The 24752-nt window shown below is 77.7% G+C and carries 24 protein-coding genes; 10 read left to right on the top strand and 14 right to left on the bottom strand.

Features of this window, described 5'->3' with window-relative positions; genetic code table 11:
* Positions 1-226: 226 nt before the first annotated feature.
* From PHY01_RS11720 to PHY01_RS11695, 6 genes are all read right to left on the bottom strand, one after another.
* Positions 227-577 carry a VOC family protein gene (locus PHY01_RS11720; RefSeq protein ID WP_141278619.1) on the bottom strand — a complete coding sequence of 117 codons (351 nt, stop codon included), beginning with the start codon at positions 575-577 and terminating at the stop codon, positions 227-229.
* Between the two features lie 173 nt (positions 578-750).
* On the bottom strand, positions 751-1869 hold the full coding sequence (locus PHY01_RS11715) for a Gmad2 immunoglobulin-like domain-containing protein (RefSeq protein ID WP_141278618.1): 1119 nt from the start codon (positions 1867-1869) through the stop codon (positions 751-753).
* Positions 1870-2027: 158 nt separating this feature from the next.
* Positions 2028-2237 carry a CBS domain-containing protein gene (locus tag PHY01_RS11710; protein WP_141278617.1) on the bottom strand — a complete coding sequence of 70 codons (210 nt, stop codon included), beginning with the start codon at positions 2235-2237 and terminating at the stop codon, positions 2028-2030.
* Positions 2219-2866 (bottom strand): hypothetical protein, encoded by a 648-nt coding sequence (locus tag PHY01_RS11705; protein ID WP_246085849.1) that lies wholly within the window; start codon positions 2864-2866, stop codon positions 2219-2221. Before PHY01_RS11705 ends, PHY01_RS11710 begins: the two co-directional genes overlap by 19 nt.
* Before the next feature lie 20 nt (positions 2867-2886).
* Positions 2887-4275 carry a polysaccharide deacetylase family protein gene (locus PHY01_RS11700; RefSeq protein WP_141278616.1) on the bottom strand — a complete coding sequence of 463 codons (1389 nt, stop codon included), beginning with the start codon at positions 4273-4275 and terminating at the stop codon, positions 2887-2889.
* A gap of 103 nt (positions 4276-4378) precedes the next feature.
* Positions 4379-6850, bottom strand: coding sequence for a glycoside hydrolase family 65 protein (locus PHY01_RS11695; protein ID WP_218030116.1), 2472 nt, complete (start codon positions 6848-6850; stop codon positions 4379-4381).
* A gap of 150 nt (positions 6851-7000) precedes the next feature.
* On the opposite strand from PHY01_RS11695, the gene PHY01_RS11690 reads away from it, so the two are divergent.
* Positions 7001-7975, top strand: coding sequence for an Acg family FMN-binding oxidoreductase (locus PHY01_RS11690; protein ID WP_141278614.1), 975 nt, complete (start codon positions 7001-7003; stop codon positions 7973-7975).
* A 16-nt stretch (positions 7976-7991) separates the two neighbouring features.
* Here the strand turns inward: PHY01_RS11690 and PHY01_RS11685 are convergent, their stop codons facing one another.
* The 5 genes from PHY01_RS11685 to PHY01_RS11670 all read right to left on the bottom strand — a co-directional run bounded on the left by PHY01_RS11685 (position 7992) and on the right by PHY01_RS11670 (position 13182).
* Positions 7992-9035, bottom strand: coding sequence for a lysylphosphatidylglycerol synthase transmembrane domain-containing protein (locus tag PHY01_RS11685; RefSeq protein WP_141278613.1), 1044 nt, complete (start codon positions 9033-9035; stop codon positions 7992-7994).
* Between the two features lie 211 nt (positions 9036-9246).
* The gene (locus tag PHY01_RS11680; protein WP_218030115.1) at positions 9247-10677 is read right to left on the bottom strand and encodes a DUF4389 domain-containing protein; all 1431 of its coding nucleotides are present in this window, start codon (positions 10675-10677) and stop codon (positions 9247-9249) included.
* Positions 10674-11333 carry an SRPBCC family protein gene (locus PHY01_RS27095; protein WP_218030114.1) on the bottom strand — a complete coding sequence of 220 codons (660 nt, stop codon included), beginning with the start codon at positions 11331-11333 and terminating at the stop codon, positions 10674-10676. Before PHY01_RS27095 ends, PHY01_RS11680 begins: the two co-directional genes overlap by 4 nt.
* Before the next feature lie 159 nt (positions 11334-11492).
* On the bottom strand, positions 11493-12491 hold the full coding sequence (locus tag PHY01_RS11675) for a zinc-dependent alcohol dehydrogenase family protein (protein ID WP_141278612.1): 999 nt from the start codon (positions 12489-12491) through the stop codon (positions 11493-11495).
* Positions 12492-12606: 115 nt separating this feature from the next.
* A complete protein-coding gene (locus tag PHY01_RS11670) occupies positions 12607-13182 on the bottom strand; it encodes an Rv1733c family protein (RefSeq protein ID WP_141278611.1) in 576 nt (191 codons plus the stop codon).
* 243 nt (positions 13183-13425) lie between these two features.
* On the opposite strand from PHY01_RS11670, the gene PHY01_RS11665 reads away from it, so the two are divergent.
* The 7 genes from PHY01_RS11665 to PHY01_RS11635 all read left to right on the top strand — a co-directional run bounded on the left by PHY01_RS11665 (position 13426) and on the right by PHY01_RS11635 (position 20455).
* A complete protein-coding gene (locus PHY01_RS11665; RefSeq protein WP_141278610.1) occupies positions 13426-13992 on the top strand; it encodes a universal stress protein in 567 nt (188 codons plus the stop codon).
* A gap of 72 nt (positions 13993-14064) precedes the next feature.
* Positions 14065-15075, top strand: coding sequence for an Acg family FMN-binding oxidoreductase (locus tag PHY01_RS11660; protein WP_246085848.1), 1011 nt, complete (start codon positions 14065-14067; stop codon positions 15073-15075).
* Between the two features lie 99 nt (positions 15076-15174).
* On the top strand, positions 15175-16947 hold the full coding sequence (gene acsA, locus PHY01_RS11655) for an acetate--CoA ligase (RefSeq protein ID WP_141278609.1): 1773 nt from the start codon (positions 15175-15177) through the stop codon (positions 16945-16947).
* Positions 16944-17897, top strand: a complete 954-nt coding sequence (gene pdhA / locus PHY01_RS11650) for a pyruvate dehydrogenase (acetyl-transferring) E1 component subunit alpha (protein WP_246085847.1) — start codon at positions 16944-16946, stop codon at positions 17895-17897. Before acsA ends, pdhA begins: the two co-directional genes overlap by 4 nt.
* Positions 17897-18871, top strand: coding sequence for an alpha-ketoacid dehydrogenase subunit beta (locus tag PHY01_RS11645; protein ID WP_141278608.1), 975 nt, complete (start codon positions 17897-17899; stop codon positions 18869-18871). The genes pdhA and PHY01_RS11645 overlap by 1 nt, the downstream gene beginning before the upstream one ends.
* A 1-nt stretch (position 18872) precedes the next feature.
* The gene (locus tag PHY01_RS11640) at positions 18873-20207 is read left to right on the top strand and encodes a dihydrolipoamide acetyltransferase family protein (RefSeq protein WP_141278607.1); all 1335 of its coding nucleotides are present in this window, start codon (positions 18873-18875) and stop codon (positions 20205-20207) included.
* Positions 20204-20455 carry an acyl carrier protein gene (locus PHY01_RS11635; RefSeq protein WP_141278606.1) on the top strand — a complete coding sequence of 84 codons (252 nt, stop codon included), beginning with the start codon at positions 20204-20206 and terminating at the stop codon, positions 20453-20455. The genes PHY01_RS11640 and PHY01_RS11635 overlap by 4 nt, the downstream gene beginning before the upstream one ends.
* 9 nt (positions 20456-20464) lie before the next feature.
* Here PHY01_RS11635 and PHY01_RS11630 read toward each other — a convergent pair whose 3' ends face one another.
* From PHY01_RS11630 to PHY01_RS11620, 3 genes are all read right to left on the bottom strand, one after another.
* The gene (locus PHY01_RS11630; RefSeq protein ID WP_170183769.1) at positions 20465-20905 is read right to left on the bottom strand and encodes a CBS domain-containing protein; all 441 of its coding nucleotides are present in this window, start codon (positions 20903-20905) and stop codon (positions 20465-20467) included.
* 94 nt (positions 20906-20999) lie between these two features.
* Positions 21000-22769 carry a GAF domain-containing sensor histidine kinase gene (locus PHY01_RS11625; protein ID WP_141278604.1) on the bottom strand — a complete coding sequence of 590 codons (1770 nt, stop codon included), beginning with the start codon at positions 22767-22769 and terminating at the stop codon, positions 21000-21002.
* Positions 22770-23007: 238 nt separating this feature from the next.
* On the bottom strand, positions 23008-23508 hold the full coding sequence (locus PHY01_RS11620) for a universal stress protein (RefSeq protein ID WP_141278603.1): 501 nt from the start codon (positions 23506-23508) through the stop codon (positions 23008-23010).
* A 274-nt stretch (positions 23509-23782) separates the two neighbouring features.
* Here PHY01_RS11620 and PHY01_RS11615 point away from each other — a divergent pair, with 274 nt between their 5' ends.
* Positions 23783-24172 carry a hypothetical protein gene (locus tag PHY01_RS11615; protein ID WP_141278602.1) on the top strand — a complete coding sequence of 130 codons (390 nt, stop codon included), beginning with the start codon at positions 23783-23785 and terminating at the stop codon, positions 24170-24172.
* 81 nt (positions 24173-24253) lie between these two features.
* Positions 24254-24670 (top strand): Hsp20/alpha crystallin family protein, encoded by a 417-nt coding sequence (locus tag PHY01_RS11610; protein WP_218030113.1) that lies wholly within the window; start codon positions 24254-24256, stop codon positions 24668-24670.
* Positions 24671-24752 lie beyond the last annotated feature (82 nt).

Raw genomic sequence — 24752 nt, 5'->3', positions numbered from 1 at the left:
CGGGCCGCCCGGCCGGACGGCACGGCGCGGCGCCGGATCCGGGAATCCCGGCCCGGTAGGGCCGAACGACCCTGCCCGGCACCCAGGGCGTGGAGTGGGATGGCCGGCATGTGCACCGGCAACGGACGGCCCCCGACCCCGCCCCCACCTCCGCCCCCACGACCGGGGCGGTGACTGCGGTCGTCACCCGCGTCCTCGGCCGGGTGCCGGGTGGCGGACCCGTCACTCAGCCGTCCGCGAACAGGCCGATCGGGTTGCCGTCGGGATCGGCGAACATCCCCATCCGGCCGACGCCCTCGACGGGCACGGGCCCCATGATCCGGCGACCACCCAGCTCCTCCGCGCGGACCAGCGCCTTCTCGACGTCGTCCACGCCGACGTAGAAGGTGACCCACGGCGGCACGTCGGGCGGCGTCGCCATGATCCCGCCGGCGATCCCGTCGTCGGAGCCGGTGGCCACCAGCCCGTACCCGCGGTGGTCGGTCCGCACCGACCACCCGAACAGGCTGCTGTAGAACGTGCGCGAGCGTTCGGCGTCGACGCCGCCGATCTCGAAGTGCACGACCGGGTTACCCATGGCGGACCTCCTGTGCCGCGGTCTGCGGCGAACCGGGAGCCCGCCGCCCGACCCGGAGCATGCCGATCCCCCGCCCCGGCGGGAGGGTCCGCTCGACCCCCCGGGGACGGCCGAAGTGCCCGGAGCGGGCACCGGGGGGCGTCGGAGGAACCGGGGCCGGACGGGGCCCGGGCTCACGCCCCGGGAGCCTGCGCCGCGGCGCCGAACCCGACGGGGACGACGGTCGCGCGCAGCACGGACCCGTCCGCCGCCGACTCCTCGGCGAACACGACCCAGCCCGCGGTCGCCGCGCCGGGCGCGGTGAAGTCGATCCGCCCCGCGAACGGGCGCATCCCGTCGCCCCCGCCGGTCACGACCCCCCGGCCCAGCTCGCCGGGGCCCGGATCCGCGTCCGCCACGATCCGGACCGTCACGGTGCCCTCGAACGCGACGGCCGTGCCGCGGACGTCGAGCGGAGGGGTCAGCAATTGCCCCGCGGACGGCGCGTCGACGGCGATGGTGTCGGTGTGCGCGCCCGTCGCGGTCCAGCCGGGCTCGCCGCGCTGCACGGTGACGACCGTGCCGACACCCGCGAGCGGCCGCCCGTCCGGCCCCCGGCCCGGGAACACGACCGCGCCCCGGTCGTCCCCGGTGGACCGGAACGTGCCCTCCAGCGGCTGCATGCCCGCGACGTCGGCGAGGAACCGGGACGCCACGGGGACCGCGTCCGCGGCGTCGTCGGGCGGTGGGACCAGCTGCATCCACTCGTAGAACGCCGCGACGTCGCCGTCGAAGGAGTACACGGTCGAGGTGACCGTGGGGAACTGCGTCAACGTCGCGTCCAGCTCGGCCAGCAGCGCCGCCCCGCCGAAGGCCGCACCGCCCTCCGGCACGGCCGCGCGGAAGTCGTGGAAGTCGGCCCTGGCGACCCGGTCGGCCACCCGCACGGAGATCAGGGCGTCGGCGGTCTCGGCGTCGAAGGGCGAGAAGTACCCGGCCTCCCGCTCGGGCGCGGTCGGCCCGGCGAGCAGTTGGGACAGCGCCGCCGTCGCCACGGCCCCGGTCTCCGGCACGCTCCGCGTCACGCCGACGACCCGCCGGGGGTCGTCGGGCTCGCCGTGGTGGAAGAAGACGGTCACGGTGGTCGTGCCGGCGGGGGCAGGCGTCGTGGTCGCCGGTCCCGCACCCGGCCCGGCGGGCGCACCGGGACGGGAGCGCCCGTCGAGCAGGAGGGTGACCACGACGACGGCCACGACGGCGACGAGTGCCGCGACCACGGTCAGGATCCGGCGGGCGGGGTGCGGGGCCGTCATGGGCGCCTCCTTCGGAGGAGCCCATCGTGTGCCGGGGGCCCGGGACCGCGACACGGCCGGGCGTCGGGTCGCGGCGGGGCCGTGGACCCGGTCCCGGCGGGACCGGGGTCCCGGAGCACCCGGCCCGCGGGTCGAGGACGGCCGGCGGCGCGGACCGGTCAGCCCTGCGCCGCCAGCAGGTCGCGGCGGGTGATGATGCCCGCCACCCGGCCGTGGTCGACCACCGGGACCGCCCGCACCCCGAGGGACCGCATCCGGTGCGCGACGACCGCGACGTCCAGGTGCGCCGGCACCGAGACGACGTCGGTGCTCATCGCCCCGCCCCGGGCGGTGAGCACCGGCGTGCTCATCACGTCCCGGGCGCGCACGGCCGCACCTCCCCGCAGCGCGCCACCGCGGCCGGGTCCGCGAGCAGCTCGTCGCGGTGCACGCCGGGCAGCACGAGGTGCCGGACCGAGCCCGGCACGCTGACGAGGGCGAGCACCCACCACAGGCTGCCGGCGTAGTGCTCCGCGGCGCGAGCTCCGTCCCAGTCGTAGATCCCGCGGTAGACGCCGTGGTCGTCGTGGGTCATCCACAGCTTGGACACGAAGCCGGGGAAGCCGACGAACAGCACCGTGTTGAGCAGGCTCTCGCGGCGGAACCACGCGTGTCCCCGGCCGCGCACCGCCCGCAGCCGGAACCGCACGACCAGCGCGCAGGGTTCGGCCGCGGGCGCCCGGTCGAGCACCGTCTCGCGGTACACCCGCGACGCGGTGCCGTCGGGCAGCCGCAGCACCGTCCCGACACGGTCCGGGCGCAGGCGGACCCGTCCGGAGGCGAGCAGCACGGCGGACTCCCCCGCGCAGCGGGCCAGCGACCGCAGCGCGACACCGGGCCGCTCCCGCTCCGCGCACGATCGGTCGTCGTCGGCCACGGGCACCTCCGGGGTCGGGTGGACCGGCTCGGCGCCGAGGATCCGGGGCGGGACGCGCCCGTGGCCCGGTGCGAAGGTCACGACCCGCCGGGACCAACGGCTCACGCGTACCCGGCCGTGACCACACCGGTGGCGGCGTCCCAGCGCAGCCACCCGCCGCGGAAGTCGCTGCGCCGCCCGCCGGGCACCGGGTACTCGTCGGAGACCGGCAGGCCCAGCCGGCCCGCGGTGCCGCCCAGGGCGAGGTACCGGGAGAGGATGGCGCCGTGCACCTCGTGCGCCCCGGTCGTCGCCGACCAGTAGACGTTGCCGCCCTGGAACTGCGACGCCCGGCCCGCCACGACCCCGACCTCGTCGCTCACCGGGAACCCGAGGAACCCCCGCTCCCAGCCCAGCGACGCCCACTTCGCCCGGATCGCGCCGTACACCGACCGGGCACCGGTGCCGGGCGTCCAGTAGAGCGACCCGCCGTCGAAGTGGTTGTACGCGCCCGTCCGGCCCGGGGTCGGCGTCTCGTCGGTCAGCGGGAACCCCAGGTACGACGTCACCGAGCCCAGCTCCACGAACCGGGCCCCGATCGCCCCGTGCACCTCGTGGGCGCCCGTACCCTCCCGCCAGTACACGCGGCCACCGGCGAACCACTGCACGGCGGTGCCCGCGGTGGTCGCGACCCGCTCCTCGGTGCGCGGCACCCCCAGCACCGAGCCCCGCCCGCCCAGCGCGGCCCAGTGCAGGCCGATCGCCCCCCGGGTGACGCTGCGGTACGGGTCGGTGAAGCCGTAGCCCATCCCGCGCAGCGTCGCGATGACGGCGGGCAGCGCCGCGGTGTCGGTCGACTCCGAGCTCAGGTGCATGAGCACGATCGCGCCCGGCACCGTGTAGCGGCGCACCCGGTCCAGGATCACCTCGGTGCCCGCCCCGCGGTAGCCGGTCGTGTCGAACGTCCAGTCGTAGCTGATCCAGTACCCGCGCGACGCGAGGTCGGCCCGCACCCCGTCGTCGAGGTAGCCGTCGCGGTACGGGGCCCGGAACCACCCGTCGGTGCCCAGCCCCAGCCGCCGGAACGCCGCCTCGGCGCGGTCGAGCTGGTCGGCCCGCCCGGTGGAGGTCAGGCCGGTGAACGCCGGGTGGTCGTAGCTGTGGTTGATCAGCTTGTGTCCCGCGGCGGCGATGGCCCGGACCTGGTCGGGGTAGCGCTCGACGTAGCGGCCGGTGAGGCCGAACCCGGCGGTGATCCCGTTGTCCCGCAGGATCTGCAGCACCCGCGGCACGTCACCGGGGGTGTACCAGTCCGCGTCCATCGTCAGGGTCACCACGCGGGGCCCCGGGTCCGCGCCCCGGGTGAACACCGCGGCCCGGGTGGGCGCTGTGTCGGCCGCGCCCGCCGCCGGGGCGGTGAACACCGCGGTGCCGACCGCCAGCAGCCCGGCGACGACGGCCGCCGCCACCCGCCCGGCCCGCCGCCGTCCCGCCACACCCGCGGTGCTCATCCCGGCCACCTCCACCCGCCCGGCCCGCCACCAGGGTCGGCCGGGGCGCCACCGGCCGGCAGGGGCCGGTCGGCCCGCATCGGAGGTGCGACCGGCGGGCCGCCTACGGCCGCCGTGCAGCCCGACGGCCACCGCGGCGGCCGTCCGGTCCCCCGCCGTCCGGTCCCCCGCCGTCCGTGACGGGGTGGGCCGGGAAGACGACGGACCCGCCGGGCCGCAGGTCGACCAGGCGGTCACCGCTCCCGACGCGGATCGGCGGCCCCGGCCCGGGCTCGGACACCACCCGCACGCTTCGGCCGCCGACCTCGACCGTGAGCTGGTGGTGGCGGTACTGCACGGTGAAGACCAGCCGGCCGAAGCGCCGCGGCCAGTGCGGGTCGAACCACAGCGCGTCGTGGCGGGTCTCCAGGCCGGCGAAGCACCGCTGGAGCAGGTCGACGCACCCGGCCATCGCCCCGAGGTGGACCCCCTCCGCCGTCGTGCCGCGCTGGATGTCGGCGACGTCGCTGGCGAGGGCGCGCTCGAAGTACTCCACGGCGTGCTCCCGGTGGCCACGGGCGAGCACCCAGGCGTGCACCAGCGCGCTGAGCGTCGAGCCGTGCACGGTGCGGGACAGGTGGTACTCGATGGTCGCCGGGATGGCCTCGGGCGGCAGGCCGTAGCCCAGCCCGCCCAGGAGGTCGCGCAGCTCGTCGGCCGAGAGCAGGTAGAACAACATCAGGACGTCGGCCTGCTTGGAGACCCGGTAGTCGTCGACGGACCGGCCCTCGGCCTCGAGGATGCGGTCGAGCCGGGACAGGTCGCCGTAGCGCGCCCGGTAGGCGGCCAGGTCGAGGTCGGGCAGCTCGCGGGCGCCCGCGTACTGGTCGATCACCCCGTCGGCGGCGATCGGGACGAACATCCGCCGGGCCACCTCCTGCCAGTGCGACCGCTCGGCGGGGCCCAGGTCGAGCGACTCGACGAGCTCGGTGCGCCGGATCGGCTCGAGGGCGGCCAGCACGTCCTCGGCCCGGCGCAACAGCCACACCGTCATGACGTTGGTGTAGGCGTTGTCGTCGATCCCGGGCCGGTCGGATCCGGGGTAGCGGGTGCTGTACTCGTCCGGGCCCATCACGCCGCGGATGTGGAACCGGTCGGTCGCCGGGTCGTGGCGGGCCAGCGCGCCGAAGAACCGGGCCACCTCCAGCACGACCTCGGCGCCGTGGTCGGCGAGGAACTCCCGGTCGCCGGTGCCCTGGTAGTACTGCCAGATGCTGTGGGCGACGGCCAGCCCCACGTGGCGCTGCAGGTGCGAGGTGTCGGGGATCCAGCGGCCCGACCGCGGGTTGAGGTGGCGGCGCTGGCTCTCCTCCCGGCCGTCGCTGCCCGACTGCCACGGGTACATCGCACCGGGCAGGCCCGCGGCGCGGGCGGCGCGCCGGGCCGCACCCAGGCGCCGCACCCGGTAGCCCAGCAGCGCCTGCGTCACCGCGGGCGCGCGCAGCGTGAGCATCGGGTAGACGAACAGCTCGTCCCAGAACACGTGGCCGCGGTAGGCCTCGCCGTGCAGGCCCCTGGCCGGCACGCCCGCGTCGAGGTCCCGGTTGTGCTCCGACACCGCCTGCAGCACGTGGAAGACGCACAGCCGCAGGGTGCGCAGCGTGGCGGGCGCGGCGGGCCGGGAGAGGTCGAGGCGGTAGCGGCGCCACAGCTGGCGCCAGGCCAGCTCGTGCCCGGCCAGCAGCTCGTCGAACCCCGCGGCGTCGGCGACCAGTGCCGCCGCCGCCACGGCCGGCTCGGACACCGCGGGATCGCGGGAGGTGACCAGCGCGACCACCTTCTCCACCGCGACCGGCTCGCCCGCCTGCACCGGGAGGTCCAGCAGGTGGGAGACGCGGGCGGGCTCGCGGTGCAGGGTGCGCCCCCCGCCGTCGACCCCCGGGTGCAGCCGGGTGCGGGCCGCGACCGCCACGCGCACCCGGGACTGGCGGGTCCGGGCGACGAGCAGCACGGTCGAGGGGTCCGGTTCGCCGGTCTCGACGACGTCGAGGTGGCGGCCCTCGAGCGCGGCGTAGCGGGCCACGCCCGCGTTGGTGACCCCACCGTCGACACCGGAGGAGATCCGCAGCCGTCCGGACCAGTTCTCCGCCGTCACCTCCGTGTGCAGCGCGGCGACGTGCGGGAGCACCCGGTGCACGAACCGCCGCTGGTGCACCGTCGTGACCCGCCCCCCGTCGTCGACGAACCGGGTCCGGCGGACGAGCAGGCCCCGGCGCAGGTCGAGCGTCACGCGGTGCTCCCGCACCTCGGCCGGGCCGGCGCCGATCCACGGCCCGTCGTCGGCGGCGACGCGGAGGTCGGCCCAGTGCGGCAGGTTCACCATGCTCTCGGACTCGACGACCTCGCCGCCGATCTCGTCGCGGGCGCGGTCGAACACCCCCGCGGCGTAGGTGCCCGGGTAGTGCACCCCGTCGGCGCGGGACTCCGGTGCGGCCCCGCGGGTGGCGAACCGGCCGTTGCCCAGCGTGGTCAGGGCCTCCCGGCGTCCCTCGTCGGCGGGGTCCCACCCCTCGAGCACCCACGTCCAGGCGTCCACGGCTCCCCTCCCGTCGCGCAGGACCGTAGGGCTCCACGGAGCCGGTCCGACCGGTCCGAAGGGCCCCGGGGCCAGGGCCGGACGCACCTGGCGCCCCCGGCCGGCCCCCGCCCAGGCTGGGGCCCCGCCGCACCGAGGAGGCCCCGTCCCGTGCCACCGTTCCCGACGGACGCCGTCGAACACGCCCTGCGGGCGCCGTCGGTGCACAACACGCAACCGTGGCGGTGGCGGATCGGGGAGGACCGGGTCGAGCTGCACAGCGACCCGGACCGGCACCTCCCGGTGACCGACCCCGACCGGCGCGACCTCGTCCTGAGCTGCGGCGCCGCGCTGCACCACCTGACCGTCGCGATGGCGGCGTCCGGCGTGGCCGCCGCCGTCGAACGGCTGCCGGACCCCGAGGACCGCACCCACCTCGCGACGGTGTCGGTGGGCCGGGGTCCGGCCACCGGCGCCGAGCTCTTCCCGGCCATCGGGCGGCGCCGGACCGAGCGCAGGCGGATGAGCCACCGGCCCGTGCCCGAGGAGCTGCTGACCGAGCTCGCGGACCGGGCCCGGCGGGCGGGGGCGGTCCTGCTGCCGGTGACGGGTGCGGACGCCAGGGCCCGGCTCGCCGAGAGCTTCCTGCGGGCCGGCCGGTTGCAGCGCGCGGCCCCCGGCTACCCGGCCGAGCTGCGGATGTGGACCCACCGCCTGGCCGCCGCACGGGACGGGGTTCCCGCCGCGGCGATCGCCCGGATGCGGGCGCAGACCGAGGGGGCACCGGCACTGCGCCGCTTCCCCGGCGGACGGCTGCCGCAGGGACGCCAGCGGACCGGGCACGGCGGGCCCGACGACGCCGCGGCCTACCTCGTCGTGGCCACCGACGGCGACGGGGTCCTCGACCGGCTGCGGGCCGGCGAGGCCACGAGCGCGGTGCTGCTGGCGGCGACCCTCGCCGGACTCGCGACGACGCCGCTGAGCCAGGCGACGGAGGTACCGGCGGTCCGGCGCACGCTGGCCGGGCGCGTCCTGCGGGTGCCCGAGCAGCCCCAGCTGGTCCTGCGCCTGGGCTGGCCGGCCACCCTCGCCGACCCGCTCCCCGCCACCCCGCGCCGCCCGCTGCGCGCGGTGCTCCTGCCCTGACGGCCTCCGCCGCCGCTCAGCGGCGGCGGCCGATCCGCAGCGAGAGCCAGGCGGTCGCGGCCGCCGGGATCGGCAGCCAGAACCCCACGACGCGCCAACCCAGCACCGCGACGAGCGCCTCGGGGCCGGGCACCCCGACCACCACCAGCATCGGCACCAGCACCCCCTCGACGATCCCCACGCCGCCGGGGGTGAGCGGCAGCACCGCCAGCGCGGCGGCCAGGCCGAAGCCCACGAACACCCCGAGCGGATCCACCGGGCCGGCGAGCAGCACGACGAACGCCAGCAGAGCCAGCGCGTCGAGCAGCCAGTTCGCCGCCGCCCACCCGACCGACACCGCCGCCCTCCGGGGGTCGCGCACGATGCGGTGCAGCTGACGGACCATGGCCCGCAGGTCCCGGTCCAGCCGGTCGCCGTCGACCCCCGGAACGCGCGAGACGAGCCGGCGCAACCGGCGGGAGGTCCGCCCGCCGGGCCGGGCCGCCACGGCGGCGACGACGGCGAGGTCGAGGAGCGCGAGCGTCCCGGCCAGCGCCCCGAGCGCCGCCGGCCGGGCGGCGCCCGGCAGCAGCGCGGTGAGGGCCAGCGCCACCCACAGCATCGCGTGCAGGACGAGCGCCGAGGCCACCCCCTGCCCGCCCGCCAGCAGCACGGCGTCCGGCTCGGGGACCCCCTCGGCCCGCAGCAGCCGGAACCGCAGGGCCGCGGTCCCGGCGGGGCCGCCGGGGACGACGTGCTGCGCACCCCAGGTCGTGAGGTCGACGAGGGTCAGCCGCCACAGGCGCGGGCGCGCGCCGGGGTCGAGCAGGGACCGCGTGTAGCACCCGTAGGCGAGGATCGAGGCCCCCTCCAGCACGAGCCCCGGCAGGAACCACCACGGGCCGATGGAGCGCGCGGCCTCCACGACCGCGGGGGCGTCGCCCACCAGCGGCGCGACGCCGTAGGCCACGACGACCAGCAGCACCGCCGACCCGATCGCCCACCGCGTCCACCGGCGGTGCACCGGGACGGGGCCGGCCACGACGGGGTCCGCGGGGTCGCGGGCCCCGCTCCCCAGCACGCCCGCGACCCCGGGAGCCGGGGGATCCGCCGCGCGCGCGTCCGTCCGCGGTACGCGGCGCCCCGGGCCGCGGCGCCGTCGCGCACCGGTGGTGTCCCGGTGCCGCGTCGCCTGCGGTGCCCTCCTCGGCCCGTTCATCCTCGCGCGGTGCGACCGTGGCCGGGCAGGGCCGGAAGCCCCCGCCCGGCCCGCCGGGCGTCCCGGCCCGGGGTCACCGCTGCGGCGCCGGTCCGACCGTGACGCCGGGGCCCGGCCCGGCCGGTGCACGCGGTACCGCGAGGCCCACGCACACCACACCGGCGACGAGCATCAGCGCCGTGCCCACGTACAGCGCGCTCCACAGCGCCGGCAGCCCCGGAGCGGTCACCGCGGCGGCGACCCGGGCGGCGACCGGCCGCCCGCCGTCCGCGTCCATGACGACGACGGCCCAGCGCCCGGGAACGGGGGTCCACGTCAGCTGCTGCGCCCCGGAGCCCTGCGCGGAGGCGACCCAGAACGGCTGCGCCGCGGGCGGTGTCGACGGGGGCCCGCCCGCGGTCCGGGCGGGGTTGCGGCCGTCACCGCCGAACGTCTCGTGCTCGACCCCGGCCAGGTAGCGGCCGACCTCGTCGGACGGGCCCACCCCCACGAAGACGGGCACGGCCGACTCCGCGCTGAGCCGCACCGTGCCCAGCACGCCCGCCGGGTCCGACGACACCCGCAGGGGGTCACCGGCGTCGTCGACCCACAGCTCGACCGGGTCGGCCACCAGCGCGTGGCCACCGGTGGACACCTCGATGGCCGGGGTGCCGACGAAGCCCGCGGCGTCGCGCCCCGCACGGTCGGCCACCAGCAGGCCGGTGGCGGCGGCGCCCGTGCCCAGTGCGGTCGCGACGAGCAGGGACCCGACGACGACCGCCGTGACCCGCAGCCCGGTCCAGCCGTGCGGGGGCCGGGGGCCGGGGGCCTCCGGCGCCCGCGGGTCCACCGCGAGCGTCGCCGGGTCGGCGCCGCCCATGTCGAGCCGGAACGGCGGGTACTCGTCGGTCATCAGCGCGCAGTAGGCCACGACCCGCAGGACCCACCGCTGCATGCCCAGGACGAGGTCGAACAGCCCGCGCGGGTAGCTGCCGGTGAACAGCAGGGCAACGGCACCGAACAGCACGAACAGCCCGATCAGGCCGGCGCTCGCCGGCCACGTCTCGGCGCTCCCGGCCGCCCGCGAACCGATGTAGACGCTGCCGCCCGCGAAGAAGCCGATGACCAGGTAGTGCGGCAGCGCGAGCAGCCACTTCACCAGCACCAGCCCCCGCGACAGCCGGGCGGGCGGGGTGATGTGCAGCGTGGCCGGGTACTCCGGGTGCTCCCCCAGACCGAACGGCGGGTAGCGGTCGGTGCCCAGCCCGCCGTAGGAGTAGTAGGCGACGCGCCAGGACCAGGCCAGCACGCCGGTGGTGAACGCGAAGATCGGCTCCGGGTAGCGGCCGGTGATCAGGATCGCGAACCAGGCGACGACGGACAGCACCACGAACGCGACCCACAGCAGGGCCAGCACCAGCACGTGCGGGATGACCAGCACCCACTTGACCAGCCACAACCAGCGGCTGAGGTGGTCGTCGAGCCGCGCGTCGAGCCGCACCGGGGTCCGGGCCGCCGCGGTCACGACGCCACCGCCGGCACCCCGGCACCGGACCGGACGGACCTCTCGGCCCGCTCCCGGATGCCCAGCAGCATCCGCCGCGTCATCACGGTCGTCACCGGCTCCAGCGCCGCGGTCGCCAGGCGCTGCGCGCGCGACGCCGGCCGCTCGGCCCGCGAGCGCGACAGCAACCGGCAGTGGTCGTCGCCGACGGGGACGATCGCGAACGTCCACACCGCCCGCCACGGGTGCCGCGGGGGGCTCTGCAGCAGCACGACCGCCTCCCCCGGCACGACGCGGGCCACCGGGAGGGCGTAGCCCTGCTCCAGCGGACCCCAGCCCGGCCGCACGAGCACCACCTCGTCGCCGACGTCGAGGTGCTGCCACTCCTCGCGGATCTCGTCGGTGGAGTGGATGTCGAGACCGAGCAGGTTCTCCACGCGGTCGTAGCTGTACATGCCGCCGCGGCCCTGCCCGATCTGCACGAGCCACCGCCACACCTCGGCGGCCGGCGCGGCGATGCCGACGGCGCGGGTGACGGTGTCGGCGGGCTCGGCCACGAGCTCGTCCCCCGGCAGCGGCAGCGACCGCTCGGCCGCGGTGGCCCCCCAGTCGCGCGCCCCCCGCAGCACCGCCGCGGTCGCGACCGCGGCACCCGCCGTCACCAGGACGCCCTTCATCGCACACGCTCCCCACGACGTCGGCTCATGGTGGTCTCCCCTCTCCACGGTGGCCTGCCCGGCCAGCGTGACCGGCGACGACCGGTCCCGGCAGGGCAGCAACGCCCCCGGTGGCGGGTCCTCCGGCACCTTGCCCGGGGGCGGAGGCCCCCCTGCGGCTCAGGGCACGAGCACGGCCGCGCCGGTGATCCGGTCGGCGGCCAGGTCGGCCAGCACGCGGTCGGCCTCGGCGAGCGGCCGCACCGACACGGTCGGCCGGACGCCCAGCGCCCCCGCCAGGCGCAGGAACTCGTCCCCGTCGGCGCGGGTGTTGGCCGTGACGCTGCGCAGCTGCTTCTCCCGGAACAGCTCGTCGGCGTAGACCAGCCGCGGCACGTCGGACAGGTGGATCCCGGCGACGGCGAGCGTCCCACCACGGTCCAGCGCCCGCAGCGCCACCGGCACCAGCTCCCCTGCGGGGGCGAACAGCACCGCGGAGTCCAGCGGCTCGGGCGGCGCGGCGTCGGCGGCCCCGGCCGAGGCCGCGCCCAGCTCCAGGGCCAGCGCCCGGGCCCGCTCCGACCGGGTCAGCACGTGCACCACCGCCCCCTGGGCGATCGCCACCTGTGCGACGACGTGCGCGGACGCGCCGAAACCGTAGATCCCCAGCCGGCCACCCGGTGGCAGCTCGGCCCGCCGCAACGCCCGGTACCCGACGATCCCGGCGCACAGCAGCGGCGCCACCTCGGCGTCGCCGAGCCCGGGCGGGAGCCGGTAGGCGTAGGTGTCGGGGACGATGGCGTGCTCGGCGTAGCCGCCGTCGGCGTCCCAGCCGGTGAACACCGCGCCGGGACAGAGGTTCTCCCGGCCCGACCGGCACCAGCGGCACCGTCCGCAGGTGCCGCGCAGCCAGGCGATCCCGATCCGGTCGCCGACGGCGAAGCGCAGGGCGCCTGCGCCGCGCTCCTCCACCACGCCGACGACCTCGTGGCCCGGCACCGTGCCGGGCCGGCGCGGTGCGAGGTCGCCCTCGGCGAGGTGCAGGTCGGTGCGGCACACCCCGCAGGCCAGCACCCGCACCCGGACCTCGCCGGGCCCCGGCCGCGGCACGGGCCGCTCGACGGACCGCAGCGGCCCGGTGCCGATCGGGCCGGGCCGCCGGACCTCCCACGCGCGCATGCCCCGACCCTGGCCCGGGCGGTGGCCCCGCCGCCAGTGCCCCCCGGGACCGACGGCCGGACCGTCCGGACCCACCGGCCCGGGTCCCCCGACCCTGCCGCCGCGCCGGGGCGGGTCACCGCAGGTTGCGGCTCCACTCCGGTTCGACCCGCGCCCACTCCCGCTCCCAGCGCCGGGCGTTGGCCCGGCCGGTCAGGAACCGGACGCCGCCCCAGCACGAGCCGATCACCGCCCCGCCCAGCATCAGCACACCGGTCGCGACGACCCCACCGACCATGACCGCGCCCGCCTCGTCGAGTGGCGGGGTCGTGAGGTCGCCGTCGCGGTCGAGCCAGACGGTCACCGTGCGGCCCGCGGGGGTGCCCGCCGGGACCTGCACGAGCCCGGTGCGCGAGGTGCCGTCGGCGGCGGACCAGGCGACCTCGACCCGGGCCACCGCCGGCGCGGAGTCCCGGACACCGGCGAGGACGGGGGCGTCGGCCAGCAGGACCGCCTCGGTCGCCGTGCGCGTCGCGTGCTCGGCGCGGGCGCGCTGCACCGTCTCCCCGTGCGCCGCCGTCCCGCCCGCGACCGCCGCCACCACCAGGAACGCCCCCGCCGCGGTCAGCACCCAGGCCGCGAGGTCCTCGACGAGGTCGGTGAACCGCCGGCCCGGCCGGCGCCCGGCGGGGCGCCCGCGCCCCGCCGTCACGACGGTCCCGCGGCGACGGCGGTGTCACCGGTGTGCCGTGTGCCCATGATCGTCCCTTCCCGTGCCCACCGAGGATGACCGCGCGGACCCGGCCCGCGGCAGCGACGAACGCCCCGGACGGCAGGGGCCTCGGACCGGGAGGCCGGCCGCGGACGCGGGGACCTTCGGCCCTGCTCGGCCACCGGTGCCGCGGGCAGGATCGGGTCCGGCGGCACGGGGGGCACGCGGCGCGAGGAGGCGGTCATGGCACCGGACCCGGCCCCGACGCGCCCCGACGCCCGGCTCGCACGGCGCGTCGCCCGCAACCGGAGGCGGGCGGGCCGCCCGGTCGTGCTCACCGGGCCGGTTCCGGACCCGGTGCCGCGGCCCGACGACCCGGTCGTGCTGGTCGCCCGGCCGGACGCGGACCGCGCCGGGCCGCTGCGGGTGGTCGCCGCGGTCCGGGACCTCCCCGCGGAGCTCCCGGTGCTCGCGGAGGCGGCGGACGTGGCCGCCGAGCTGGGCGCCGAGCTCGTGATCGCCCACGCCGTGCCGCTGTCGTTCGGGGAGCACAGCGTGGGTATGGACGCGGCCCTCGACCGCGGACGGCGGACGCTGGAGGCCGCGGCCGCCCGGGTGGCCGAGCTCGCCCCGGAGCTGGCGGTGTCCACGTCGCTGACCCGGCGCTGGGCCCACGAGCTGCTCGGCGAGGGCCTGGACGCCGACATCGTGGTGCTGGGCGGGCGCCGGGCGGGCGCCGGGCTCGGGCTGGTGTCCCGCAGCGCCGTCCGGCACGCGCCGTGCCCGGTACTGCTCGTCCCCCGCGCCTGAACCCCGATCCGGAACCGGACCCCGCCCCGAAACCGACGAGCAGCCGCGACCCGAGTACCCGGGAGGACGCCGATGACCGAGGACCCGAACGCCGAGGACCCGAACGCCGAGGGCCCGAAGGCCGAGGACGCCGTCCACCCGGCTGTCCGGGCCGCCGTGGAGGCGGCCTGCCGGGCCCCGTCGGTGCACAACACCCAGCCCTGGTCGTGGTGGCTGGGGCCGCATCGCGTCGACCTGTACGCCGACCGCCGCCGCCGGCTCGGCGCCACCGACCCCGACGGCCGCGACCTGCACGTGAGCTGCGGGGCCGCGCTGCACCACGCCCGGGTCGCCCTCGCCGCCGCCGGGTTCGGTACGGCCGTGACCCGCCTCCCGGACCCGGCCGACCCCGACCACCTCGCCGTGCTCGAGACCCGCGCGGCGGTGCCGGGCGAGGACGCCGCCGAGACCGCCGCGGCCATCGCGCACCGCACCACCGACCGCCGCCGCTACCGCGACCGCCCCGTCCCCGACGTCCTGCTGCGCCGCCTGCGCGACGCGGCCGCCGCCGCGGGGGCGACGCTGCACCCGGTGACCGAACCCCACTCCCGGGCGGTGCTGCTCGGCGCGCTCACCGCCGTCGCGCGGCGGCCGGACCACCCCCTCGGCAAGGGGATCGAGACCGCGCTGTGGACCGGATGGTCCGACGGCGCCGAGGGCATCCCGGCCGCGAGCCTCCTGCACGACCCGGCGGCGACGACCGGGGCACGCCGGCTCGCCGAGGGGACCATCGAGCAGCCCTGGTCCGGCGAGCCCGACGGGGCCCTGTTCGCGGTGCTCGGCACGGCGTCGGACGGCCCACGGTCCTGGCTGGACGCCGGCGAGGCGCTCAGCGCCGTGGCGCTGCTCGCGACGCGTCTGGGGATGGCCTCGTGCCCGCTCAGCGAGCCGCTGGAGGTGCCCGCGACCCGGGCCGTGCTGCGCGAGGAGGTCCTGGCCGGTGCGCTGCACCCCCAGCTCGTGCTGCGTCTCGGGTGGGCACCCGACGACCCGCTGCCCCCGACACCGCGACGCCCCCCGGGTGAGGTCGTCCGGCCCGCGTGACGCCGGGCCGGGGCGCCGCGGCGGACCGGGCCGGAAGACCCGTCGTCGCCCACCCATCGCCCCGTGGACGTCCCGGGGCCCCGCCCGCACGCTGGGCGGATGCAGCCGGACCTCCTCCGCGGCCCCGGCGCCGCGCGCCGCCCGGCCCCCCTGCGGGGTCGCGCCGACCCGGGTTCCGCCTGGGAGGCCGCCCGGGCGGACCTGGACGGGCTGCCCGGCGGGGCCGGGCTCAACATCGCCCACGAGGCGGTCGACCGGCACGCCGCCGACCCCGCCCGGGCCGGGCGCGTCGCGGTGCGCTGGCTCGACCGTTCCGACACCGTGCACGACCTCACCTACCGCGACCTCGCCGGGCGGACGGCCCGGTTCGCCCACCTGCTCGCCCGGCTCGGCGTGGGGCCGGGCGAGCGGGTCTTCACGCTGCTGGGCCGGGTCCCCGCGCTCCACGTGACGGTGCTGGGCGCGCTGAAGGCGCGCTGCGTGGTCTCCCCGCTGTTCTCCGCGTTCGGCCCCGCACCGGTGCGCGAGAGGATGCGCCTGGGCGGGGCGGCGGTGCTGGTCACGACCCCGCAGCTCTACCGGCGCACGATCGCCCCGATCCGGGCCGGGCTGCCCGACCTGCGCCACGTCCTGCTCACCGGGGGCGACGGGTCCGGTGGCGGGGAGCCCGGCACGCTCGACCTGGACGCGCTGCTCGACGCGGAGGAGCCGACGTTCACGATCGGGCCCACCGACCCGCAGGACCCGGCGCTGCTGCACTTCACCAGCGGCACCACCGGCACGCCGAAGGGCGCGCTGCACGTGCACGAGGCCGTGGTGGCCCACCTGGCGACCGCCCGCGCCGCGCTCGACCTGCGGCCCGATGACCTGTTCTGGTGCACCGCCGACCCCGGGTGGGTGACCGGCACCTCCTACGGGATCGTCGCGCCGCTGGTCGTCGGGGCCACGCTGCTGTCGGACCAGGGCGAGTTCGACGCCCTGCGCTGGTACCGCACGCTGGAGCGGGAGGGCGTCACGGTCTGGTACACCGCCCCGACGGCGATCCGGATGCTCATGCGCCGGGGCGAGGACGGCGTCCCCGCGCTGCCGCGCCTGCGCCTGGTGGCCAGCGTGGGCGAGCCGCTGGACCCCGACGCGGTGCGCTGGACGGCACGGGTGCTCGGGCGGGCCGCGCACGACACCTGGTGGCAGACCGAGACCGGCGCGATCATGATCGCCCACCGGCCCGGCGACGACGTCGTGCCCGGCTCGATGGGCCGCCCGCTGCCGGGGGTGCAGGCGGGGCTGCTGGCCCGCGGGCCCGACGGCCGGGCCGCGGTCGGGGCGCACGGCGGCGTGCACGTGCTGCACGGCGTCGCCGAGGGCGAGCTGGCCCTGCGCACCGGGTGGCCCTCGATGTTCCGCGCCTACCTGGGCGCTCCCGAGCGCTACGCGGCCTGCTTCGCCGACGGCTGGTACCTCACCGGCGACATCGCCCGCCGCGACCTGCAGGGGCACTACCGGTTCGTCGCCCGCGCCGACGACGTCATCAAGTCGGCGGGCCACCTGATCGGGCCGTTCGAGGTGGAGAGCGTGCTGACCGCGCATCCCGCCGTGGTGGAGGCCGGGGTGATCGGCACGCCCGATCCCGTCGCCGGCGAGCTGGTGAAGGCGTTCGTGACGCTGCGCGCCGGGACGGAGCCGACCGAGGAGCTGCGCGCCGAGCTGCTGGCGCACGCCCGCCGGGCGCTGGGGGTGGTGGCGCCCAAGGAGATCGTGTTCGCCGACGCGCTCCCGCACACGCGCAGCGGCAAGGTCATGCGCCGGCTGCTCAGGGCGCGCGAGCTGGGCCTGCCCGACGGCGACCTCTCGACCCTGGAGACGGCGCGGTGACCGCCGGGCCCGACGGGAAGGACGCGCTGGAGCTGCACGTCGCGATGACCCGGATCCGCCGCTTCGAGGAGCGCTGCGTGGAGCTCTACAGCGCGGGCGACATCCGCGGCTTCATGCACCTGTGCATCGGGGAGGAGGCGGTCGCGGTCGGGGTGACGGCCGCGCTCACCCCGGACGACGCGGTCGTGTCCACCTACCGCGAGCACGGGCACGCGCTGGCCCGCGGCATCCCGATGGCGGCGCTGCTCGCCGAGATGTTCGGCCGCGCCACCGGCTGCAGCGGCGGGCGCGGCGGCTCGATGCACCTGTTCGACGCCGCCCGCCGCTTCTACGGCGGCAACGCGATCGTCGCCGGGGGCATCCCGCTCGCCGTCGGGCTGGCGCTGGCCGACTCCTACGCCGCCCGCCCGCAGGTCACCGCGTGCCTGTTCGGCGACGGCGCGTTCGCCGAGGGCGAGCTCCACGAGTCGCTCAACCTGGCCGCGCTGTGGGGGCTGCCGATGGTGTTCTGCTGCGAGAACAACCGGTACGCCATGGGCACGGCGCTGGCCCGCAGCCACGCCCAGACCGACCTGGCGCTGCGGGCCGCGTCCTACGGGGTGCGCTCCTGGTCGGTCGACGGGATGGACGCCCGCGCGGTGCGCGACGCCGCGCGGCTGGCCGTCGACACCGCCCGCGCCGGGGGCGGGCCCTGCTTCCTGGAGCTGCGCACCTACCGCTTCCGGGCGCACTCGATGTACGACGCCGACCGCTACCGGGAGCGCGCGGAGATCGAGGGCTGGCGCGATCACGACCCGCTCGGCGTCCTGGTCGCGCAGCTGGACCCGGACGACGTCGCCGCGGCGGAGGCCGACGTCGCCGACGAGATCGACCGGGCGGTGGAGGCGGCGCGGGCCGCGCCGTACGAGCCGGTGGCCGACCTCACCCGGCACGTGCTGGCGGAGCGGTGATGGCCGCCACCACGTTCCGCGAGGCCTTCCGGGCCGGGCTGCGCGAGGCGCTGGCCGCCGACGAGCGGGTGTTCCTCATGGGCGAGGACGTCGGGCGCTACGGCGGCTGCTTCGCGGTGAGCCAGGGCCTGCTGGAGGAGTTCGGGGAGCGGCGGGTGCGCGACACCCCGCTGTCGGAGTCGGCGTTCGTCGGCGCCGGGATCGGGGCGGCACTCGGCGGCGCCCGGCCCGTCGTGGAGATCATGACGGTGAACTTCAGCCTGCTCGCGCTGGACCAGATCCTCAACAACGCCGCGACGCTGCGGCACATGTCCGGCGGGCAGTTGGCAGTGCCCCTGGTCGTGCGGATCCCGACCGGGCCCGGCCGCCAGCTCGCCGCGCAGCACTCGCACACCCTGGAGGGCCTCTACGCGCACATCCCGGGCCTGCGTGTGCTCACCCCCGCCACCCTCGCCGACGCCCGCGGCATGCTCGCCCCCGCACTCGCCGATCCCGACCCCGTGCTGATCTTCGAGCAGATCGCGCTCTACGGCGCCTCCGGCGAGCTGCCCGACGACGCCGGGCCGGTCGACATCACCGGGGCCGCCGTGCGCCGCCCCGGCACCGACGTCACCCTGGTGGCCTACGGCGGGTCGCTCGCCCCGGCGCTGGCCGCCGCGGAGCAGCTCGCCGCCGACGGGGTGTCCGCCGAGGTCGTCGACCTGCGCGTGCTGCGCCCGCTCGACGAGCAGGCGGTGCTGGCCTCGGTCACGCGCACCCACCGGCTGGTCGTCGTCGACAACGCCTGGCGCAGCGGCAGCCCGTCGGCCGAGATCGCCGCGCGCGTCGCCGAGCACGCCCTCTACGAGCTCGACGCGCCGGTCGAGCGGGTCTGCGGCGTCGAGGTGCCGCTGCCCTACCCGCACCACCTGGAGGAGGCGGCGCTGCCCGGCGTCGCGGACGTGGTGGCGGCCGCCCGGCGGGCGGTGGGCTGAGGTGGGCGAGTTCCGGATGCCGTCCCTGGGCGCCGACATGGAGCAGGGCACGGTGGTCGAGTGGCTGGTCGGCCCCGGCGACGAGGTGCACCGCGGTGACGTCGTCGCGACCGTGGACACCGAGAAGTCGCTGATCGACGTCGAGTGCTTCGAGTCCGGCACCGTGGAGCGGCTGCTCGTCGACGCCGGGACGGCGGTGCCGGTGGGCGCGCCGCTGGCCGTGATCGCGACCGCACCGGACGGGGCGGTGACGGACAGGGCGGCGACGGACGGGGCGGCGACCGGGCAGCCCGCCGCCGCACCCGCACCGGTCCCCGCACCCGCGCCGGTCCCGACACCCGCGCCGGCCCCGCCCCCGCCCTCGCGGCCCGCGCCCGTCCCGCACCCCGCCGCCCGGTCCCCGCTCGCCCGCAGGCGGGCCGCCGCGGCGGGGCTGGACCTGGCCTCGCTGCCGGGCACCGGCCCGCACGGCGAGGTCACCGGCGCCGACGTCGACCGGGCCGTGCGCCGCCCCCGCATCTCCCCCTACGCCCGCCGCCTGGCGGCCGAGCGCGGGCTCGACCCGGCCGCGCTGGCCGCCGGGCGGCCGCACCCGCTGCGGGCCCGCGACCTGCCCGCCGCCCCGGCGTCGCAGGCCCCGCCGGCCCAGGCCCCGCCGGCCCAGGCCCCGCCGCCGCGGCCCCGCTCGGCCACCGCCGCCCTGATGACCCGCTCCAAGCGCGACATCCCGCACTACTACCTGAGCACCGAGATCGAGCTGGGCGACGCGCTGCAGCGGCTGCGCCGGCACAACCGGGAGGTCCCGGTCGCCGACCGGGTGCTGCCCGCGGCGCTGCTGCTGCACGCCGTCGCGGGCGCGGCCCGCGCGGTGCCCGAGCTCAACGGACACTGGGTGGACGGCCGCTTCGTCCCGGGCGAGGGCGTGCACCTGGGCGTGGCGGTGTCGCTGCGCGGTGGCGGGCTGACCGTGCCCGTGCTGCACCACGCGGACCGCCTCGACCTCGACGCGCTCATGGCCGCCCTGCGCGGGGCGGCCGAACGGGCCCGGTCCGGGCGTCTGCGGTCCTCCGAGGCGAGCGGGGCCACGCTCACCGTCACCGACCTGGGCGAGCTCGGCGTCGACGCGGTGACCGGGGTGATCTTCCCCCCGCAGGTGGCGGTGGTCGGCTTCGGCACGGTGCGCCCGCGCCCCTGGGCCGAGGGCGACACCGTCGCCGTGCGCCCGGTCGTCACCACGACGCTGTCGGCCGACCACCGCGCCACCGACGGCGTCACCGGCGCGCGCCTGCTGCACGAGATCGACCACCGGCTGCACCGCACGGAGGAGACGCCATGACCACCCTGACCGACGACGACGCCCGCGCGATCGTCCTCGACGCCCTCCGCGCCGTCGCGCCCGGGCCCGAGCTCGACGCGCTGGGCCCCCACGACGACCTCCGCGACACCCTGGGCCTGGACTCCCTGGACTTCCTCGCCGTGGTCCGGCGGGTGAGCGAACGCTCCGGCCGGCGCATCGAGGAGGACGACTACGGGCGGCTGGGCGACCTCGAGGGATGGGTCGCGCTGCTGGCCGGGGGCGGCTGAGGAGACACCTCAGCGGTCGGGACCGACCCGGCGCCGGGCGGCGACGTCGGCGGAGGTCAGCTCCCCGCGGGCGACGCACCGCAGGACGTCGCGGCGGCTGAGGATGCCGACGAGGTCGGTCCCCCGCACGACCGGCAGCGACCGGAACCCGTGCTCGAGCATCGTGGCCACGACGTCGGCGAGGTCGTCGCCGGGACCGGCCGTCACCGGGTCGCCGCTCATGACCGCCGCCACCGCGGGCTCCGGCGCGTCGGTGACCGCCCCGCCCTCGCGGACGATCCGGCCGCGCATCAGGTCCGCCTCGGTCACGATGCCCAGCAGCCGACCGTCCGCGTCGACCACCGGGGACGCCGTGAAGCCGTGGGAGATCAGCAGCGCCGCCGCCGCGCGGACGGGTGTGTCCGGGCGCAGGGTGATCACCGGGCTGGTCATGACGTCACGGGCCTGCACGACGGCTCCTCCCCGGACCCGACCGGGCCCGCAGCCACCATCGTGCGCCCCTCCGCCGGGCCGCATCAGGGTCGAACGACCCGCGGGGGGCGGGTCAGAGCGGGACGGTCCAGCGCAACCGCGTGCCGGCGGGCCGGCCGGGCTCGACGGTGAACGTGCCGCCGTGCCGTTCCGCGCGGCGGCGCAGGTTCACCAGCCCGCTGCGCCGCCCGCCGGACGCCGGCCCGATCCCGTCGTCGGAGACCTCCAGGACCAGCCGCCCGTCCTCGACGACGACGTCGACCTCGCAGGTCCGGGCCCGGGCGTGGCGCGCGACGTTGCTCAGCGCCTCCCGCAGCACCGCCAGCAGGTCGTCGACGAGGCCGGGCGCCAGGAGGCCCTCCAGCAGCCCGCCGAACCGCAGGACGGGTTCGCTGCCCAGTGCCGGGGCCACCTCGGCGGCCACCTCCAGGATCCGCGTGCGCACCCCGGCCGCCCCGTCGGGGGTCCGCTGCAGCTGGAAGACGGAGGTGCGGATCTGCCGGATCGTCGCGTCGAGGTCGGCGATCACGCCGGTGATCCGGTCCCGCGGCGCACCGGGGCCGGTCACCGCGGCGACGCCCTGCAGCGACAGCCCGGTCGCGAACAGCCGCTGGATCACGTGGTCGTGCAGGTCCGCCGCGATGCGGTCGCGGTCGTCGAAGACCGCCGCCCGCTGGCGCTCCGCCCGTGCCTCGGCGAGCTCCACCGCGACCGAGGCCTGGCTGGCGAACCCCGCCGCCATGTCCAGGTCCTCGGCGGTGAAGCCGACGCGGCCCGAGGTGCGCGCCAGCGTCAGCACGCCGTGCGCGCGCCGGGAACCCTGCAACGGCACCACCACGGCCGGACCGATGTCCTGCTGCCGCACCGTGAGCGCGTCCAGGCCGGGCAGCTCCTGCGGGGTGGCCACCCGCAACGGCCGGCCGGTGGTGAACACCCGCCCCGCCAGTGACCCCTCCAGCGTCACCCGCGTGCCCAGCAGCGTCTCCGCCGACTCCCCGACGGCGACGTCGACCCGCAGCTCGTCCCCGTCCGGCAGCGCGACGGTCACCAGGTCGGCACCTGCCAGGTCCCGGCTGCTGCGCGCGATCAGCCGCAGCGGCTGCACGAGGTCGGTGTCGGCGGCCAGCAACCGGTGCGTCACCGCCGCCGTGGCCCGCAGCCACTCCTGCCGCTCACGGGCGGCCTGGAACAGCCGGGCGTTGTCGATCGCCATCCCGGCCGTCGAGGCCAGCGCCGTGGTGAGCTGCTCGTCGTCGGCGCTGAAGCCGCCCCGGGTGCTCTCGGCCAGATACAGGTTCCCGAACGCCTCGCCCCGGACGCGGATCGGCACGCCCAGGAACGAGTGCATCGGCGGGTGCCCGGCCGGGAACCCGGCCGAGCGGGGGTCGTCCGCGATCCGGTCCAGCCGGATGGCCTGCGGGTCGTCGATCAGCGCGCCCAGCAGACCCTTGCCCTGCGGCAGGTGCCCGATCCGCGCGACGTCGCCGGGTTCCATCCCGACGTGGACGAACTCGGCCAGCCCGCCCGCGGCCGCGATCACCCCCAACGCCGCGTACCGCGCCCCGACGAGGTCGCGGGCCACCTCGGCGATGCGGCGCAGCACCACCGCCAGCTCGAGGTCCTGGGTGATCATCTGGTTGGCACGCAGGAGGCCGCGCAGGCGCCCCTGCGTGGCCATCACCTCCCGGGCGCGGACGACCAGCTGCTCGAGCAGCTGGTCCAGCTCCAGGCGCGGCACGTCCAGCAGCCCCAGGCCCGGCTCCCCGGCCGCCGGATGGGCCTCACCCGGCGCGGTGGACGGCGGCCCGGGGCCGCCCTCCGGGACGGACTCGTGGGACGGCATACGGCTTCCCCCAGGGTGGACGGACGTGCGGAGCGCGCCGCCGGCGGGCCTCCGAGGCGCCTCGTCCCCGCGGGGGCCACGACACCCACCCCGACGCCCGCCAGTGAACACCTCCCGGGGCGATCCCGACATCGACCGATCGGACGGACGTCGCGGCCGCTACCCGGCGCACCGTCGACGGGCCCGGCCGGACGGGTGCGCCCGCCGTCCCGCGCGCCTGCCGGAGCCGGCGCGGGACTCACACGGAGACCGCCGCCTCCTCGGCCCGGTCGGGATGGCCGGTCACGTCGGTCGCCCGGACGATCGTCACCGGGCAGGAGGCGTGCAGCACGCAGTGCAGCCCGACCGATCCGAGCAGCGCGCTGCGCACGGCACCGCGCCCGCGGTGGCCGATCACGAGGACCTCGGCCCCCTCGGCGGCGTCGAGCAGCACGTGCGCCGCCGCCCCGGCCCGCGCCTCCACCGTCACCGGCACCCGCGACGCCAGGTCCGGCCGGGCGGCGAGGACCCCGTCCACCTCCTGCTGACCCGCCGCCTGCGCCCCGGCGACGACCTCGGAGATCGGCGGCGGCGCCACCATCCCGTAGGCCATCGCCCAGTACTCCGGCACCTGGGCCGCCACGACGACCCGCAGCCGCGCCCCGCGCCGGGCCGCCTCCTCCAGCGCGTACGCGAGTGCGGCCGTCGATCCGGGTGAACCGTCCACCCCGACCACGACCGCGCCGGTGGCGTCGTCCATGAGTCCTCCTCGTCCGATCCGGCCGGCCGATCCGGCCGGCGGGCCCAGCGTGCCTCCCGGATCCGGCCCGCCACCACGGTCCGAAGTCCCGCCCGTCGCGGGTCCCCGGCCCCGGCGCCGGGACCGGTCGGCGTCCGGACGGGGGACCTCCGGACGGTCCGCCGGGACCTCGTGCCCGGATCCCCGACCCGGTTCCGGTGCCATCGTGGTGGCCCGACCGGTGACGACCGCGCGTCCCGCGCTCCACGCCGGTCCGGTCCGCAGGAGGAGTCCCATGACCCGCCCAGACGGCCCCGCCACGACACACGGCACCGCCACGACACACACCGCGTTCACCTCGTTCGTGGACGGCCTCCTCACCCGTCCCGACCGGGCCCGGGTCGTCGTCGCGCTCGACCGCGGCCACGAGGCCGACGGCGACGGGTGGTGCCGCCACCCCGTGCACGACGTCACCGGCCAGCCCGAGCGGTACCCGTGCACGACCAGCCGGCTGGTGGAGGTGATCCGGCGGTCGATCCGGGAGCTGACCGGTCCCCGCGCCGGCGTCCCGACGCCGCTCCCCACCGGGGCGCCGGGGCGGGAGGAGACCGAGGACGGTGCCGCGGAGGACCTTCGGCCCCGGGTGCGCCGCGGCGGCACGGGGGACGCTCGGGGTGTCCGCTGAGGCAGGAACGAGGAGGTAGTTCCGGATCAGTGTGATGAGCCGCCGCGAGCGCGGCGCCGACCTGGCCGCCGGTTCCCGGCGATGGACGGGATCTTCGAGGAGTGGCTCCGGTCGCTGCCCATGCGCCGGCCGTTCGGGCTCGGCTGGGACTGGCCCGGGGAGGACCTGATCCGGGTGGACGAGTTCCGCGACGGCGCCACCGTGGTGATCCGCGCGGAGCTGCCCGGGATCGACCCCGCCAAGGACGTGGAGCTCACCGTCGCCGACGGCGTGCTGCGCATCAGGGCCGAGCGCCGGGTCGACGAGAAGAGCGAGGACAAGGGCTACACCCGCCACGAGATGCGCTACGGCAGCCTCGCCCGCACCCTCCCGCTGCCCGAGGGGGTGCAGGAGGCCGACATCGCGGCCACCTACCGCGACGGCATCCTGGAGATCCGGGTACCCGTGCCGGAGCAGCCCGAGAAGTCCGAGCCGACCAGGATCGCGATCAGCACCTGACCCGACCGGCCCGGAATCCCCGGCCCGGTGTCCCCGCGGCCCGGTGTCCCGCCGCGCGCGGGGCACCGGGCCGTCGCCCGTC

The organism is Pseudonocardia hydrocarbonoxydans, assembly GCF_006539565.1.
Lineage (GTDB): Bacteria > Actinomycetota > Actinomycetes > Mycobacteriales > Pseudonocardiaceae > Pseudonocardia > Pseudonocardia hydrocarbonoxydans.
The sequence above is the reverse complement of the archived record's forward strand: the minus strand, read 5'-3'. Positions and strand labels throughout refer to the sequence as shown.